Origin of the sequence: Granulicella mallensis MP5ACTX8 (genome assembly GCF_000178955.2) — a bacterium.
Lineage (GTDB): Bacteria > Acidobacteriota > Terriglobia > Terriglobales > Acidobacteriaceae > Granulicella > Granulicella mallensis.
The window spans coordinates 103013-114733 of record NC_016631.1 but is presented as its reverse complement, the minus strand read 5'-3'; the positions used below and the strand labels follow the sequence as shown (position 1 = coordinate 114733).

Here is an 11721-nt window from a genome sequence, read left to right as displayed (position 1 = left end):
TCGTATCTCGCAACTCAACGCAAGACAGTTTCCGGTCTATTTGCTTCCGCGATAGGGGAGACTTACTCTTAGAAACTGGACGACCTGTAATTCAAGAGAAAGTTTTAGTGAACAGAACCCATGGCTTATTTTCTTGCCCTCGACGCCGGGGGGACCAAGACCGACTTCGTTCTCGCGGATGAAACCCAGCAACTCGGCCGTGTCCGCACCGGCACGATCAAGCGGATGCGGACCAGTGCCGATATCGCCGAACAGAACCTCCGCACAGCGCTCGACGAGCTGACGAAACAGACCGGAGTGAACCCACGCGAGATCACGCGTACCTGCATCGGCACCGCCGGAGAGTCTGTACCGCTGGTCGTGGACTGGCTTCGCGCGGCCTTTCACGAGCATGTCGGCGGAGAGCTGATCCTTGTGGGCGATGTGGAGATTGCGCTGGACGCGGCCTTCTTCGGCAAGCGCGGTGTGCTGGTGCTTTCGGGCACCGGCTCTAATACCGCCGCCAGAACCAGGGATGGGCGAATCGTCACGGCCGGAGGCTGGGGCCCTGCGCTTGCTGATCAGGGATCAGGCCACGGCATTGGGCACGAGGGCCTGCGCAATGTGTTCACCGCGTTGGATGAGGAGCGCGAGACCGCTCTGCTCGCAAAGATCCTGGAGTTCTGGAAGCTCGACTCCGTGTTTGCGCTGGTCGAGTATGCGAACCAGAGGCCGTCGCCCGATTTCTCCAAGCTGGCGGAGTTGGTCGTCGCATGCGCGAGCCAGGGAGATGCCGTCGCTATTGCGACGCTGCAACAGGCCGGGCAAGAGCTGGCGGTTACCGTGGCGAACGTGATTCGCAAGGTGCAGAGGCGGGAAGGCAGCAGCGAACCGGCAGAGGTTCCGCGGATTGCGCTTGCCGGAAGCATTATGGAGAAGGTAGAGCCGGTGCGGCGGGCGATGGAAGAGGCTCTGCGGAAGGTCTTCCCTGCGATTGAGCTGCTGCCGGGAGTAGTTGATCCAATTGCGGGTGCGGTTTGGCGGGCGCGGATTGGACAGGCGGCGTAGCTCCAGAGCTTTTGTGCGCAGTCGAAAGAAGGCCCGGGCCTAAGGCCATATTCTTGCTTGCTTTTATTCCGTAGCCTAAAGGCTACGGCTCCCTCCGTACCGCGACGCTAAAGCGTCACGGTTAGCGCTACGCGCAGTGATTGCCTAACTACACAATCACTTCATACGGTCGCATCATATCGTTCGCCTCGTGCTCGAGGATGTGGCAGTGCCACAGGTATCTTCCTGCGTAGCCGTGGAACGGGACGATGATGCGTGTGACCATACCCGGCGGACACTGCACGACGTCCTTCCAGCCCGCTTCGTGGGCCTGCGGCAGCATGACGTCGCCGGTGACGCGCAGCTTTTCGTCGGCCAGATAGTCGTAGCTGGCGAAGCTCTGGCGGTCGAGGATCTGGAAGCGCACCAGATGCAGATGGATCGGGTGCGTATCCTCGGTCAGGTTGACGAGGCTCCAGATCTCGGTCGAATCCAGCTTCACGATCTCCGTCACCGGCTCGGCCCAGTGCTTGCGGTTCAGTAGCATCACCATGGCGTCGCCGTTGTCGCCGTCGAACTCATTCAGCGTCATCTCGCGCGTGCGGGTCGATTGCTTTTCGGGAATGCGCTCGACGGGCCGCAGGACCTCCGGCAGCAGGACCTCCGGCAGTAGACCGACATCCGAAGCCTTTTCTTTAGACACGCGGAACTGCATCAGCTCCAGACGATCGCTCATTAGCACCACGTTCTCGCCACGTGCCTGGCTGAAGTCCACGAGGATGTCGGTGCGCTCGGCCGGAGCCAGCACCAGGCGCTTCATCTCGACGGGAGCTGAGAGAAGTCCCTGGTCGGAGCCGATCACATGGAAGCTCTGGCCGTTCGACAGAGCCAGCGAGAAGAAGCGGGAGTTGGCCGTGTTGGCGACGCGCAGACGATAGCGCCGCGCTTCGACCTCGTGATACGGCCTCACCTTGCCGTTCACCACCATCGCATCGCCCAGATACTCCTGGGACCAGACGCCTTCGTCCGGGGGGTTGGGGTAGTAGAGCTGGCCCTGCGGGTCGAAGCTGCGGTCGTAGATCAGCAGCGGGAGTTCGTACTTGCCGGAGGGCAGCCCCAGCTTGTCCTCGACTTCGTCGCGGATGAGATACCAACCCATGAGCCCGGCAAAGACATTGAGCCGGTTCACACCCATCGCATGGTCGTGGACCCAAAGCGCCGTGGCGTCCTGGTGGTTCGGGTAGAAGCACAGCTTGCTCTCGCCGGGGCCGAACCAGTCCTCGGGATAGCCGTCGCTGTTGGTGGGAACGCGCGCGCCGTGCACGTGTGCGATGGTGCGGGTCTCGGGCGCGTTCTCCATTCCCTGCATGGGCGTGTCCAGGGGCAGGAAGTGCTTTCGGGGGAGATGGTTCCACCAGTCGATCAACACGCCTTGATCGCGGCGCGTCTCGAAGAGCACCGGAGCGGCGCTCTCGCCGTAGCTCCACATCCGCGAGGGAGGAAGGTCGCGGTGCATCTTGCAGGAGACTTCGCGAACATCCACGCGATAGTAGGGAGCGTCGACGGCCTTGAGAGATTCTTCAGAGCGGCGGCCTTCAGGATGCATCCGCTGTGGGAGCGGCAGAGGGTCGACGAAGGACTCCAGCTTCATCGCGTCCAGGGTGTGAGGGCCATGGGTGGGTGCGGCGCTCCCCATCTTCATCCCGTGCATGCTTCCCTGTTGCAGGGCCCAGGCTTTGTGCCCGAGCAGGCTGCTGCCCGCAGCCGCGATTCCGGCCTGGGTGATGAGTCGTCTGCGGGTCCAGGGTTTCAAAGGCTTCTTCTGCATCTCTTACAGATTAGTAGAGCGGCTCGGCTGAGCCAATGCGATGGTCTTTGCCGTTGTTTTTGCTTTTCTTGTTGTCATTCCGAGCGTAGCGAGTGAACCTGCTTCCTCCCGTTCTTCGTGCGTAGCACCCAGATAGACCATGTCTAGTTTGGGCTAATGCCTATCGTGTGTGACGGCACTGGCAAAAAACGGGAGAAAGCAGGTTCGCTCGCTGCGCTCGGAATGACAAACCAGAGAGGCAAAGACAACTGCAACGACTGATGTGCTTGCCTCGCAAGACTGTTTGGGCTATACCGGCGGGAAGCAGATTCCCTTCGGGAATGACAAGCAAGAAAAACAAGGACAAGCAAGAAAGGCAAAAACCGATCAGGCTTACTTTGCGACCAGTCCCGTCTCCGGGTCCAGGAGAACTCGCTTCGCGTTCTGCGGCTTCTTCCTGCTGAAGTCCAGCATGCCGTTCAGCCCGCCTGCCTGGGCGTCGAACGAGCCGCCGCCAACCCGCTTGCCAGCCAGGAACGAGTCTTCAATGAAGCGCAGAACCGAGGTCTGGTCCGTGATCGTGTGGTCCACGTAGTTCGGCTTCGCCCAGGGGGAGATCACCAGCAAGGGCAGACGCGGACCAAAGCCGCAACGACCCTGCGCGTGCTTTGTCGCCGAATCAACGCCAGCCAGCGCCGTCTCGCCGTTGCCGCACTTGCCGGGACCGGTTAGCTGGTCCACCTTCGTCGCTGAGCCGTTCGCGATCGGACCCATGACGTGGTCATACCATCCGTCTGAGTCGTCATAGGCGATGATGACCACCGTATGGTCCCAGTCCGGCTGCTGCTGGATCAGGTTGATCATCTCCACCACGAACTTCTGCTCGTCCAGCGGGTCGGAGTAGCCGGCGTGGCCGTCCTGATAGGCGGGAGCCTTCAGGAAGCTCACCGCGGGAAAGTTGCCGGACTTGAGAGCGTCGACGAAGTCATGCGTATCGTACTGGTGGTTCGCCGCGCCATCGTCGTTGGTGCCGATCGTCTTCGTGGACTTGGGACGAACATGCTCGGGGTTGGCCGTCGACTTGTAGTACTGGAACGGCTGGTGGTGCGGCACATAGTCCCGCTTCTGCGCGCCCGACACGGCGGCGGAGCTGCGACGGCAGCCCGTGGTTCCATTCGAGTTCACAGCCGTAAGATCGAAGCCGCCCTGAAAGAAGCCCCAGGAGATCTTCGACTCCGTCAACATGTCACCGACGTTGCGGCCCGTCATGTGGACCAGCGCATCGGAGGTGCTGGAGCAGACATCGCCCGAAGGCTGAGGGTCGGCAATCAGGGTGAAGCCGCCATTGCCGTCCGGCACGATGCCGCCGCCAGCGTTCTGGTCATTGACCACGCCGTTCGTCTGGCCTGAGATGAGGTTGATCGCACCCGGCGTCGACGGCCCAAAGTTCGTGTCGAACTGACGGTCGCTCATGGCGAAGTGCTGCGCGTAGTTCCAGTACGCCGTCACGGTATTGCCGTCATAGTAGCCCATCGTCAGGCCGGTGGTGGAGGGCACGCCCGCTTTTTCTCCGGGGACACGCGGGCCGTCCGCGCTGCCGACAGACTTCGGAAAGAGGTCCATCTTGCCGTTGTCATAGGCGAGCTGCTCGGCCTGGTAGTTGTGGTCCTGGTCGGCCGTGATGGCCTGGTCGTGCCGCAGACGGAAGGGGTTCGACTTGCCCGGCCCATTCTGCTCGTTCAGGGAGTTCGGATTGTTGCTCAGCAGATCGCCGGTCAGGCCATCGACCCTGGGGGTTCCCGGCAGGGCCGTGAACTGGGGATCGCCCGGCGAGTTCAACGCATGAGGATAGGTGGCGAAGTAATGATCGAAGGAGACGTTTTCCTGAAAGATAACGACGACGTGCCGAATTGCATCCTTCGGCTGCACCGTTTCAGCCCCGTACATGGGTCCAGATCCCAGAAGCCCTACCAAAACAGCTGCCACTCCACGATGCAACGACTTCACCTATTCATTCCTCCCGTCCTCGGAGCCCTGCGTCTGCTGCCCTGCCGCTCTCAAGGTAGAACGTGATTATACGGTGGCGAGATCAACGCCATAGAAACAGGAATGCCGCTGGAGCATGCCTCTTCTTCAGCCTTTACGCAAATGAGAATTCATTCGCATTGACATATCCTGCTTCCCGGTGGAAGATGCTGGAATGAGGTCTTCGACCGTTAGACGCACGTTTTCGCAAAGGTTCGCAGGCGCGGCGGCGACTCCCGGCATGCTGTACTTCTCCCTCGCGACTCCGGCGCAAGCACTCGGCTGGCCTGTTCGATGAGTCTTTCTTCCCTCGCCATGGCCGCTCCACGACAGTACTGGGTCGACAATCTCGATCCCTGGATCATTCACTTTTCGGGTGGCCTTGGGATTCGCTGGTATGGCATCGCCTACGCCCTGGGAATTCTGCTTACCGCGTATCTTTTTTCGAGGTGGTCGCGCCAAGGACGGCTTCCGGTTTCGCTCCACCAGGTCGACACGCTGATTATCTATGGGGCGGCCGGGCTGCTCGTCGGCGGCAGGCTGGGCTACTGCCTCTTCTACGACTTTCACGAGATCAGCCATCATCCCCTGGAGGTCTTCGCCGTCTGGAACGGCGGCATGTCCAGCCATGGCGGCATCCTCGGCATGGTGCTGGGGATCTGTATCTTTGCCTGGCAACGGAAGCTCAATCCATGGCTCTTTCTGGATGCTGCCGTCGTTGCCGGTCCGCTGGCGATCGGCCTGGGACGGATCGCCAACTTCATCAACGGCGAGCTGTGGGGACGTCCGACGACTGTTCCGTGGGCTGTCATCTTTCCGCGATCGCCGCTGGTCAATGGCATGGAGGTGCCTCGCCACCCCAGCCAGCTCTATGCCGCGGCGATCGAAGGCCTGCTGCTGTTTCTGCTGGCGCGGTGGATCTATCGCAGCCATCCACGGCCGGGATTCACGACCAGTGCGGTGTGTGCGCTGTATGGCATCGGCCGTTTTATCGACGAGTTCTGGCGCGAGCCGGATGCGGGCCAGCCTGTATTCTGGGGCTGGATGAGCAAGGGCCAGTTGCTGACGATCCCCATGATCGTGGCCGGAATCGCGCTCGCAGTATGGCGCGCCCGCAGGACCGCACAAGATTCCCCGGACGCCTGGAGCACTGAACGTGATACCAAAGCAGCACACTGATTCCAGCAGGCCTCGCCAACATAAGAGATGGGCTTGGCGGCGGTTGGCAGCCCTCGAACTTGTCTTTCTTTCCTGCGCACGGATGCACGCTTTCCCAGCGGATGCTCCCACGAAGGCGGACAGCTTCCACATCATCCACGTCTATCCGCACGATCCGCGGGCCTTCACCGAGGGGTTCGTCTACGCGGACGGCACGCTGTACGAGAGCACGGGCCTGAAGGGCCATTCCACGCTGCGGGCCATCGATCCGAAGACGGGCGCGATCACGCGGAATCTCAATATTGCGGACACCTACTTTGGCGAAGGGATTACGGTCTGGCAGAACGAGGTGATCCAACTGACCTGGCAGACCCAGACCGGCTTTGTGTATGACCGCTCCAACTTCCATCTGCTGCGCACCTTTCACTACGACGGCGAAGGATGGGGGCTGACGCAGGATGGAACGAGCCTTATACGAAGCGATGGATCTCCCACGCTGCGATTTTTCGATCCTCACACGTTCCGAGAGACTCGCCGTTTGAAGGTAACGGAGAACGGAGTCCCCGTTCAGAACGTGAATGAACTGGAGTACATCCACGGAGAGATCTTCGCGAATATCTGGCACTCCGATCGCATCATCCGCATCTCACCACAGACGGGAAAGGTCGTTGGCTGGCTCGATCTCAGCATGCTGCTGCCGCCCGATCAAAGGACCGATCCGGAGGCGGTGTTGAACGGCATTGCGTATGACGCGAAGACCAACCATCTCTTCCTCACCGGCAAGCTTTGGCCGCACATCTTCGAGATCGAGTTGAATGCCCCAAGGCAGAAAGAAAAGTAAGAGAGGCCAGCCGCGAGTCGATTCGCGTTAATATAGAACCAGCTATACCGCGATCAGCTGGTGAAACACTCCAATTGAATTCAGTGGAGGAGAGAGAGTCATGCCTATACAGTCACGTAAAACACGTCAAAAAGATGCGATTCGAGCGGCCTTCATTAATGCGGACCGCCCCCTCTCGCCGGACGAGACGCTCTCTTATGCTCAAAAAGAGGTCGAAGGCATCAGCATTGCTACGGTGTATCGCAACATCGGTTCGCTGGTGGAAGACAAGTGGCTCACGCCGGTGGAGATTCCTGGGGAGTCAACGCGCTATGAAGTCGCCGGCAAGGAACACCACCATCACTTCCATTGCAACGAGTGCGGCAAGGTGTTCGAGATGCAGGGCTGTGGCGTGCCGGTTAAACCGAAGCTGCCGCGCGGCTTCCGCGTGACCGGCCATGAGTTCTTTCTTTACGGGGTGTGTGCGGATTGTAAGTAAGCCGCGCCTTGGCAGGCGCGATGCGGCAACCCGCGGCGCCTGGAATGGGCTGTGATCTCTCGACCTGTGCAGCTAGCTCATTCCAGGCTTCGGCGATCAGGCAGTGACTCGTAGCGGCACCAGGCCAGCCGACGAGGCATGCCTTTCGATGCTCCGGCCCCAGCGTGCGGAGAACCCAAGCCTCGTAGGCTCCGATCCATCGCAGCGTCTGCGCGAGCAGGGAAAAATCTTTGGCTCTGGGAAGAGCGCTCATCTCCCGTGCCTGCCACAGGTCGGACCTTCGGGCTTCGCGGGGGATGAACTCAAAGCGGTTCAGAAAGATTCCTATCCCCGCTCCGAAGTAGATGCCGAACCCCCAGAGCCTGACACTGAGATCGCCCGCTACTGCGAGGGTGTACTGGCTGGAGCCTGCGACGCCATCCGGCGGACGCGCGCGTTCGAAGCCGTGGGCCAGGAGCAGATTGCCTTCGGCACGCTTGATGTCCTGTCCCCAGAGCCAGCACTGCTGATGCAGGAGCGCGCTGCCACGCTTTCGAATGGCGTTCGAAAGATATTGCCTGGGCGGTGGGTTGACGGGCATGTGGTGGGGACCTGATGGAGATTTGTGGATTTGTTTGGAGTGCTCTTGTTGCTTCGTTGGTGGTGGCTTCGTTAAGGGCAACGTTTCTCATCGCGCGAAGCGCACACCGCGACGCTTTAGCGTCGCGGGACGGAGGGTAAGGGAGGCAATCGCCTTTAGGCCACGGAATCAAAGGTCAGCAGGAATTGGGCTTTAGCCCCGGGCCTTTTGTGCGAAGCCGCAAGAGAGCCCGGGCCTAAAGGCCACATTTTGCCAAGTCTCAATTCCGTGGCCTAAAGGCCACGGCTCCCTCCGTCCGCTGACGCTAAAGCGTCAGCGTTGTCGCGCTTTGCGCGATATGTAGCAGTTGACACGATATGCGGCTGAACGGATTCCTTACAGCAGGAGACGCCCCTAAGCTTTCGATTCCCTATAAGGAACATGCTTCCGGACCACCGGATCGTACTTGCGCAGCTCTAACTTCCCGGTCTGCAGCTTGGGATTCTTGGTCGTCGTGTAGAAGTGCCCCGTGCCTGCGGTCGAGACCAGCTTGATGATCGTTCGCATTGCTAACCTCTCTTCGCTGCCTTCAGCAGCGCTGCTTCTATCCCGAGCTTCTGGATCGTGCGGATTCCGCGGGCGCTGACGCGCATGCGAACGAAGCGGTTCTCGCTGGGAATCCAGATGCGCTTCAGCTGCAGGTTCGGCTCCCAGCGGCGGCGCGTCTTGTTGTTGGCGTGCGAGACGTTATTACCGGTCACCGTTCGCTTGCCCGTGATGGGACATACCTTTGCCATGTTTCTTCTCCTATGCCTCTACGGGCGTTTCAGCCGGTTCGCGATCGCGGAACATCTCCGCAAACGGATCGTTGAGTTTTTTCCATGCCTGCGGGCCGCCAGCCATCTCTTCAGGCGTAAGCAGCGCGGCATCCATCTGCGCTTCAAGGGCGGCGCGATCCATATCGGCGCCGATGAAGACAACCTCCTGCCGGCGGTCGCCGAACTCCGGCTCCCATACCCTGCCGATGTACTCCTTGGTATCGGGATCATGCTCTTCGTCGGGGTCTCCCGCGGCGAGCCACTGCGCCTGCGGCTCAACCGTAAGCGTGGCGCCCGCGATCGAGAAGAGGATCAGGTCGTCGTTGCAGGAGGCGAGCCAGAGGAAGCCCTTGGCGCGGAGCACATTGGGGAAGCCACCGTTGGTCAGCTGCTCAAGACGCTCGGGATGAAACGGCCGGCGCGCGCGGTAGACGAAGCTTGCGATGCCGTACTCTTCGGTCTCGGGCGTGTGGCGGTTGTTCAACTCGCGAATCCAGCCGGCGGAGCTCTCGGCCTCGTCCATGTCGAAGAGCCCGGTGTGCAGGATGCTGTAGAGCGGAACCTCGCCGCGCACAGAACGAATCTGCTCTGCGCCGGGGTTCAGATGCTCAAGGATGGCTTCGAGCCGCGCCAGCTCTTCCTCGCTGACAAGATCGGTCTTGTTGATGACCAGCACGTTGGCGAACTCGATCTGATCGATCAGCAGATCCGAGATCGACCGCTCGTCGTCCTCGCTCAAGGCCACGTCACGGTCGCGAAGATCGTCAATAGAGCGGATGTCCTGCAACAGCTTGGCGGCATCGACCACCGTCACCATCGTGTCGAGCTTGGCCACCTCGGAGAGCGACTTGCCGGTCTCGTCGATGAAGGTGAACGTCGCGGCCACGGGGAGGGGCTCGGAGATACCGGTTGACTCGATCAGGAGATAGTCGAAGCGGCCTTCGCGCGCGAGGCGCGAGACCTCCTGCAGCAGGTCGTCGCGCAGCGTGCAGCAGATGCAGCCGTTGGTCATCTCGACGAGCTTCTCTTCGGTGCGGCTCAGACCTGCACCGCTCTGGGCGATCAGCTGCGAGTCGATGTTGATCTCGCTCATGTCGTTCACGATTACCGCAACGCGCATTCCAGCGCGATTGTTCAGCACGTGATTGAGCAGAGTCGTTTTGCCGGCGCCGAGGAAGCCGGAGAGCACGGTGGTAGGGAGGGTCTTCACGGTTCCACTCATAATAATGAGAATACATAAGCAATAGTGGAGTTGCAAATGACGGCGAAAACAAACAACGGCAACAACAGGAGATACTGGAACGCACAGCTTCGTTGTCTGTTGAAGACAAAAGGACAGTCCGTCGCGGAGGTCACGATGCACGAAGGAATACGAGGGATAGAGACAGTCTTTCTGCTGTTGCTGCTCTTTGTGGTGATCTTCGGCGATCTGGCCCGCAGGTTGAAGGTGGCCTATCCGATCGTGCTGGTCATCGCCGGGCTGCTGGTCAGCTTTATCCCCGGCCTGCCGAAGATCAGCCTGAACCCGGACATGGTCTTCCTCGCCGTGCTGCCGCCGCTGCTGTTTCACGCCGCCTGGGAGACCTCGTGGCGCGATTTCCGCTACAACATCGTGACCATCTTTCTGATGGGGTTCGGCCTCATCGGCTTTACCGTGCTCGGCGTGGCGCTGGCTGGGGAGAGGCTGTTCTCGCTTTTGTACTGGCGCACGGGATTTGTTCTAGGCGCGATCGTCGCGCCCACGGACGCTATCGCCGCGACGTCCATTGCAAAACGAGTAGGACTGCCGCAGCGGATCACAGACATCCTGGAGGGCGAGAGCCTGGTCAACGATGCCACCGGCCTGCTGGCGCTGGAGTTCGGCGTAGCCATGGTGGTGAGTGGCACAACTCCGTCGTTCGGCGCAGGGGCGCTGCGGTTGATCTATCTGGTAGTAGCGGGCATTGGAATCGGCGTAGCCGTGGGCTGGGTAGTGCACTGGTTTGAGCTGCACATCGACGACGGGCCAATTGAAATGACGCTCGGAGTCGTCACGGCCTATGCGTCCTATATCGCAGCGGAAGAGGCCCATGCCTCCGGTGTTCTCGCGGTGGTCGCCTGCGGCCTCTACCTGAGCCGGAAGAGTGCGAGCTTCTTTTCGCCGGGCGTGCGACTGCAGGCCTATGCTCTGTGGAACGCTATCGACTTTGTGCTGAACGGACTGGTGTTCGTCCTGATTGGGCTGCAGTTGCCGTTTGTCCTTGCAGGGCTGCACAGCTATAGCAAAGTAACCCTGATGGTCGATGCGGCAGCAGTCAGCGCGCTGGTCATCGCGCTACGGCTCCTGTGGATCTATCCTGGGGCGTACCTGGCCTATTTCATCCGCAGACGGCTGCTGAAACAAGACGAGCCGATGCTTCCGGCAAAGCAGATCTTCGTCACAGGATGGACCGGCATGCGCGGCGTGGTCTCGCTGGCAGCGGCGCTCTCTATTCCCGAGACGCTGAAGAACGGCCAGCCGTTTCCCAGCCGGAACCTGATTATCTTTCTGACCTTCAGCGTGATTCTCGTGACGCTGGTGCTGCAGGGGCTGACGCTTCCGCCACTCGTCCGGGCACTGGGACTGGGCGGAGCCGGCGAACCGGATCGTGAAGAGGGTGAGGCGCGACGGTTGATGCTGGAAACAGCGCTGGAGCATATCGAAGAGGCTCGCGAAAATGATCTGCCGGAGTTTGCGAGGCTCTATGACGACCTCGCCGAACACCATCGGGAGCGTCTTGCCGCAGTACTGGGCCACAGCGATACCGGGACGAATGCGAGGCAGTTTGCACGCCAGCAAGCGGTCGTACTGGAGCTGCTGAAGGTACAGAGAAAGATCCTGGTCCATCTGCGCGATGAGGGACGCATCAGCGACTCGGTACTGCGAAGACTGGAACGCGAACTCGACCTGAACGAGACCACCTGAGGGCACCGCTCCGAAGGTCGAACGTGACGGCGATATCATGAAGCTGGATATAGAAGTGCCGGGAA

General features: G+C 60.5%; 11 protein-coding genes. 5 read left to right on the top strand and 6 right to left on the bottom strand.

The window, feature by feature from the left end:
• Nucleotides 1–120 precede the first annotated feature (120 nt).
• Nucleotides 121–1047: an N-acetylglucosamine kinase gene (locus ACIX8_RS00475; protein WP_014263336.1), complete on the top strand. Its 927-nt coding sequence runs from the start codon at nt 121–123 to the stop codon at nt 1045–1047.
• Between the two features lie 148 nt (nt 1048–1195).
• Here the strand turns inward: ACIX8_RS00475 and ACIX8_RS00470 are convergent, their stop codons facing one another.
• A complete protein-coding gene (locus ACIX8_RS00470; RefSeq protein ID WP_223295436.1) occupies nt 1196–2839 on the bottom strand; it encodes a multicopper oxidase family protein in 1644 nt (547 codons plus the stop codon).
• A 387-nt stretch (nt 2840–3226) separates the two neighbouring features.
• Entirely contained in the window at nt 3227–4780 is a 1554-nt protein-coding gene (locus ACIX8_RS00465) for a phospholipase C (RefSeq protein WP_014263334.1), read from the bottom strand.
• Nucleotides 4781–5152: 372 nt separating this feature from the next.
• Between ACIX8_RS00465 and lgt the strand changes: the two genes are divergently transcribed.
• The 3 genes from lgt to ACIX8_RS00450 all read left to right on the top strand — a co-directional run bounded on the left by lgt (nt 5153) and on the right by ACIX8_RS00450 (nt 7335).
• A complete protein-coding gene (gene lgt, locus ACIX8_RS00460; RefSeq protein WP_014263333.1) occupies nt 5153–6037 on the top strand; it encodes a prolipoprotein diacylglyceryl transferase in 885 nt (294 codons plus the stop codon).
• Nucleotides 6015–6857: a glutaminyl-peptide cyclotransferase gene (locus ACIX8_RS00455; RefSeq protein WP_263053382.1), complete on the top strand. Its 843-nt coding sequence runs from the start codon at nt 6015–6017 to the stop codon at nt 6855–6857. Before lgt ends, ACIX8_RS00455 begins: the two co-directional genes overlap by 23 nt.
• Before the next feature lie 100 nt (nt 6858–6957).
• Nucleotides 6958–7335: a Fur family transcriptional regulator gene (locus ACIX8_RS00450; protein ID WP_014263331.1), complete on the top strand. Its 378-nt coding sequence runs from the start codon at nt 6958–6960 to the stop codon at nt 7333–7335.
• On the opposite strand, the gene ACIX8_RS25485 is transcribed toward ACIX8_RS00450, so the two are convergent.
• The 4 genes from ACIX8_RS25485 to ACIX8_RS00430 all read right to left on the bottom strand — a co-directional run bounded on the left by ACIX8_RS25485 (nt 7256) and on the right by ACIX8_RS00430 (nt 9922).
• Complete coding sequence (locus ACIX8_RS25485; protein ID WP_014263330.1) at nt 7256–7915, bottom strand: hypothetical protein; 660 nt, start codon at nt 7913–7915, stop codon at nt 7256–7258. The genes ACIX8_RS00450 and ACIX8_RS25485 overlap by 80 nt on opposite strands.
• Nucleotides 7916–8308: 393 nt before the next feature.
• Entirely contained in the window at nt 8309–8461 is a 153-nt protein-coding gene (gene rpmG / locus ACIX8_RS00440) for a 50S ribosomal protein L33 (protein WP_014263329.1), read from the bottom strand.
• 2 nt (nt 8462–8463) lie between these two features.
• A complete protein-coding gene (gene rpmB, locus ACIX8_RS00435; protein WP_014263328.1) occupies nt 8464–8691 on the bottom strand; it encodes a 50S ribosomal protein L28 in 228 nt (75 codons plus the stop codon).
• 10 nt (nt 8692–8701) lie between these two features.
• Nucleotides 8702–9922 (bottom strand): GTP-binding protein, encoded by a 1221-nt coding sequence (locus ACIX8_RS00430; protein WP_223295435.1) that lies wholly within the window; start codon nt 9920–9922, stop codon nt 8702–8704.
• 48 nt (nt 9923–9970) lie between these two features.
• On the opposite strand from ACIX8_RS00430, the gene ACIX8_RS00425 reads away from it, so the two are divergent.
• A complete protein-coding gene (locus ACIX8_RS00425) occupies nt 9971–11656 on the top strand; it encodes a Na+/H+ antiporter (RefSeq protein WP_014263326.1) in 1686 nt (561 codons plus the stop codon).
• Nucleotides 11657–11721 lie beyond the last annotated feature (65 nt).

What these genes read in the sequence shown, in the direction of transcription:
- ACIX8_RS00450 (WP_014263331.1), top strand. Translation starts at nt 6,958, where the DNA reads ATGCCTATACAGTCACGTAAAACACGTCAAAAAGATGCGATTCGAGCG.
- ACIX8_RS00465 (WP_014263334.1), bottom strand. Translation starts at nt 4,780, where the DNA reads ATGTACGGGGCTGAAACGGTGCAGCCGAAGGATGCAATTCGGCACGTC.
- lgt (WP_014263333.1), top strand. Translation starts at nt 5,153, where the DNA reads ATGAGTCTTTCTTCCCTCGCCATGGCCGCTCCACGACAGTACTGGGTC.
- rpmB (WP_014263328.1), bottom strand. Translation starts at nt 8,691, where the DNA reads ATGGCAAAGGTATGTCCCATCACGGGCAAGCGAACGGTGACCGGTAAT.
- ACIX8_RS00475 (WP_014263336.1), top strand. Translation starts at nt 121, where the DNA reads ATGGCTTATTTTCTTGCCCTCGACGCCGGGGGGACCAAGACCGACTTC.
- ACIX8_RS25485 (WP_014263330.1), bottom strand. Translation starts at nt 7,915, where the DNA reads ATGCCCGTCAACCCACCGCCCAGGCAATATCTTTCGAACGCCATTCGA.
- ACIX8_RS00425 (WP_014263326.1), top strand. Translation starts at nt 9,971, where the DNA reads ATGACGGCGAAAACAAACAACGGCAACAACAGGAGATACTGGAACGCA.
- rpmG (WP_014263329.1), bottom strand. Translation starts at nt 8,461, where the DNA reads ATGCGAACGATCATCAAGCTGGTCTCGACCGCAGGCACGGGGCACTTC.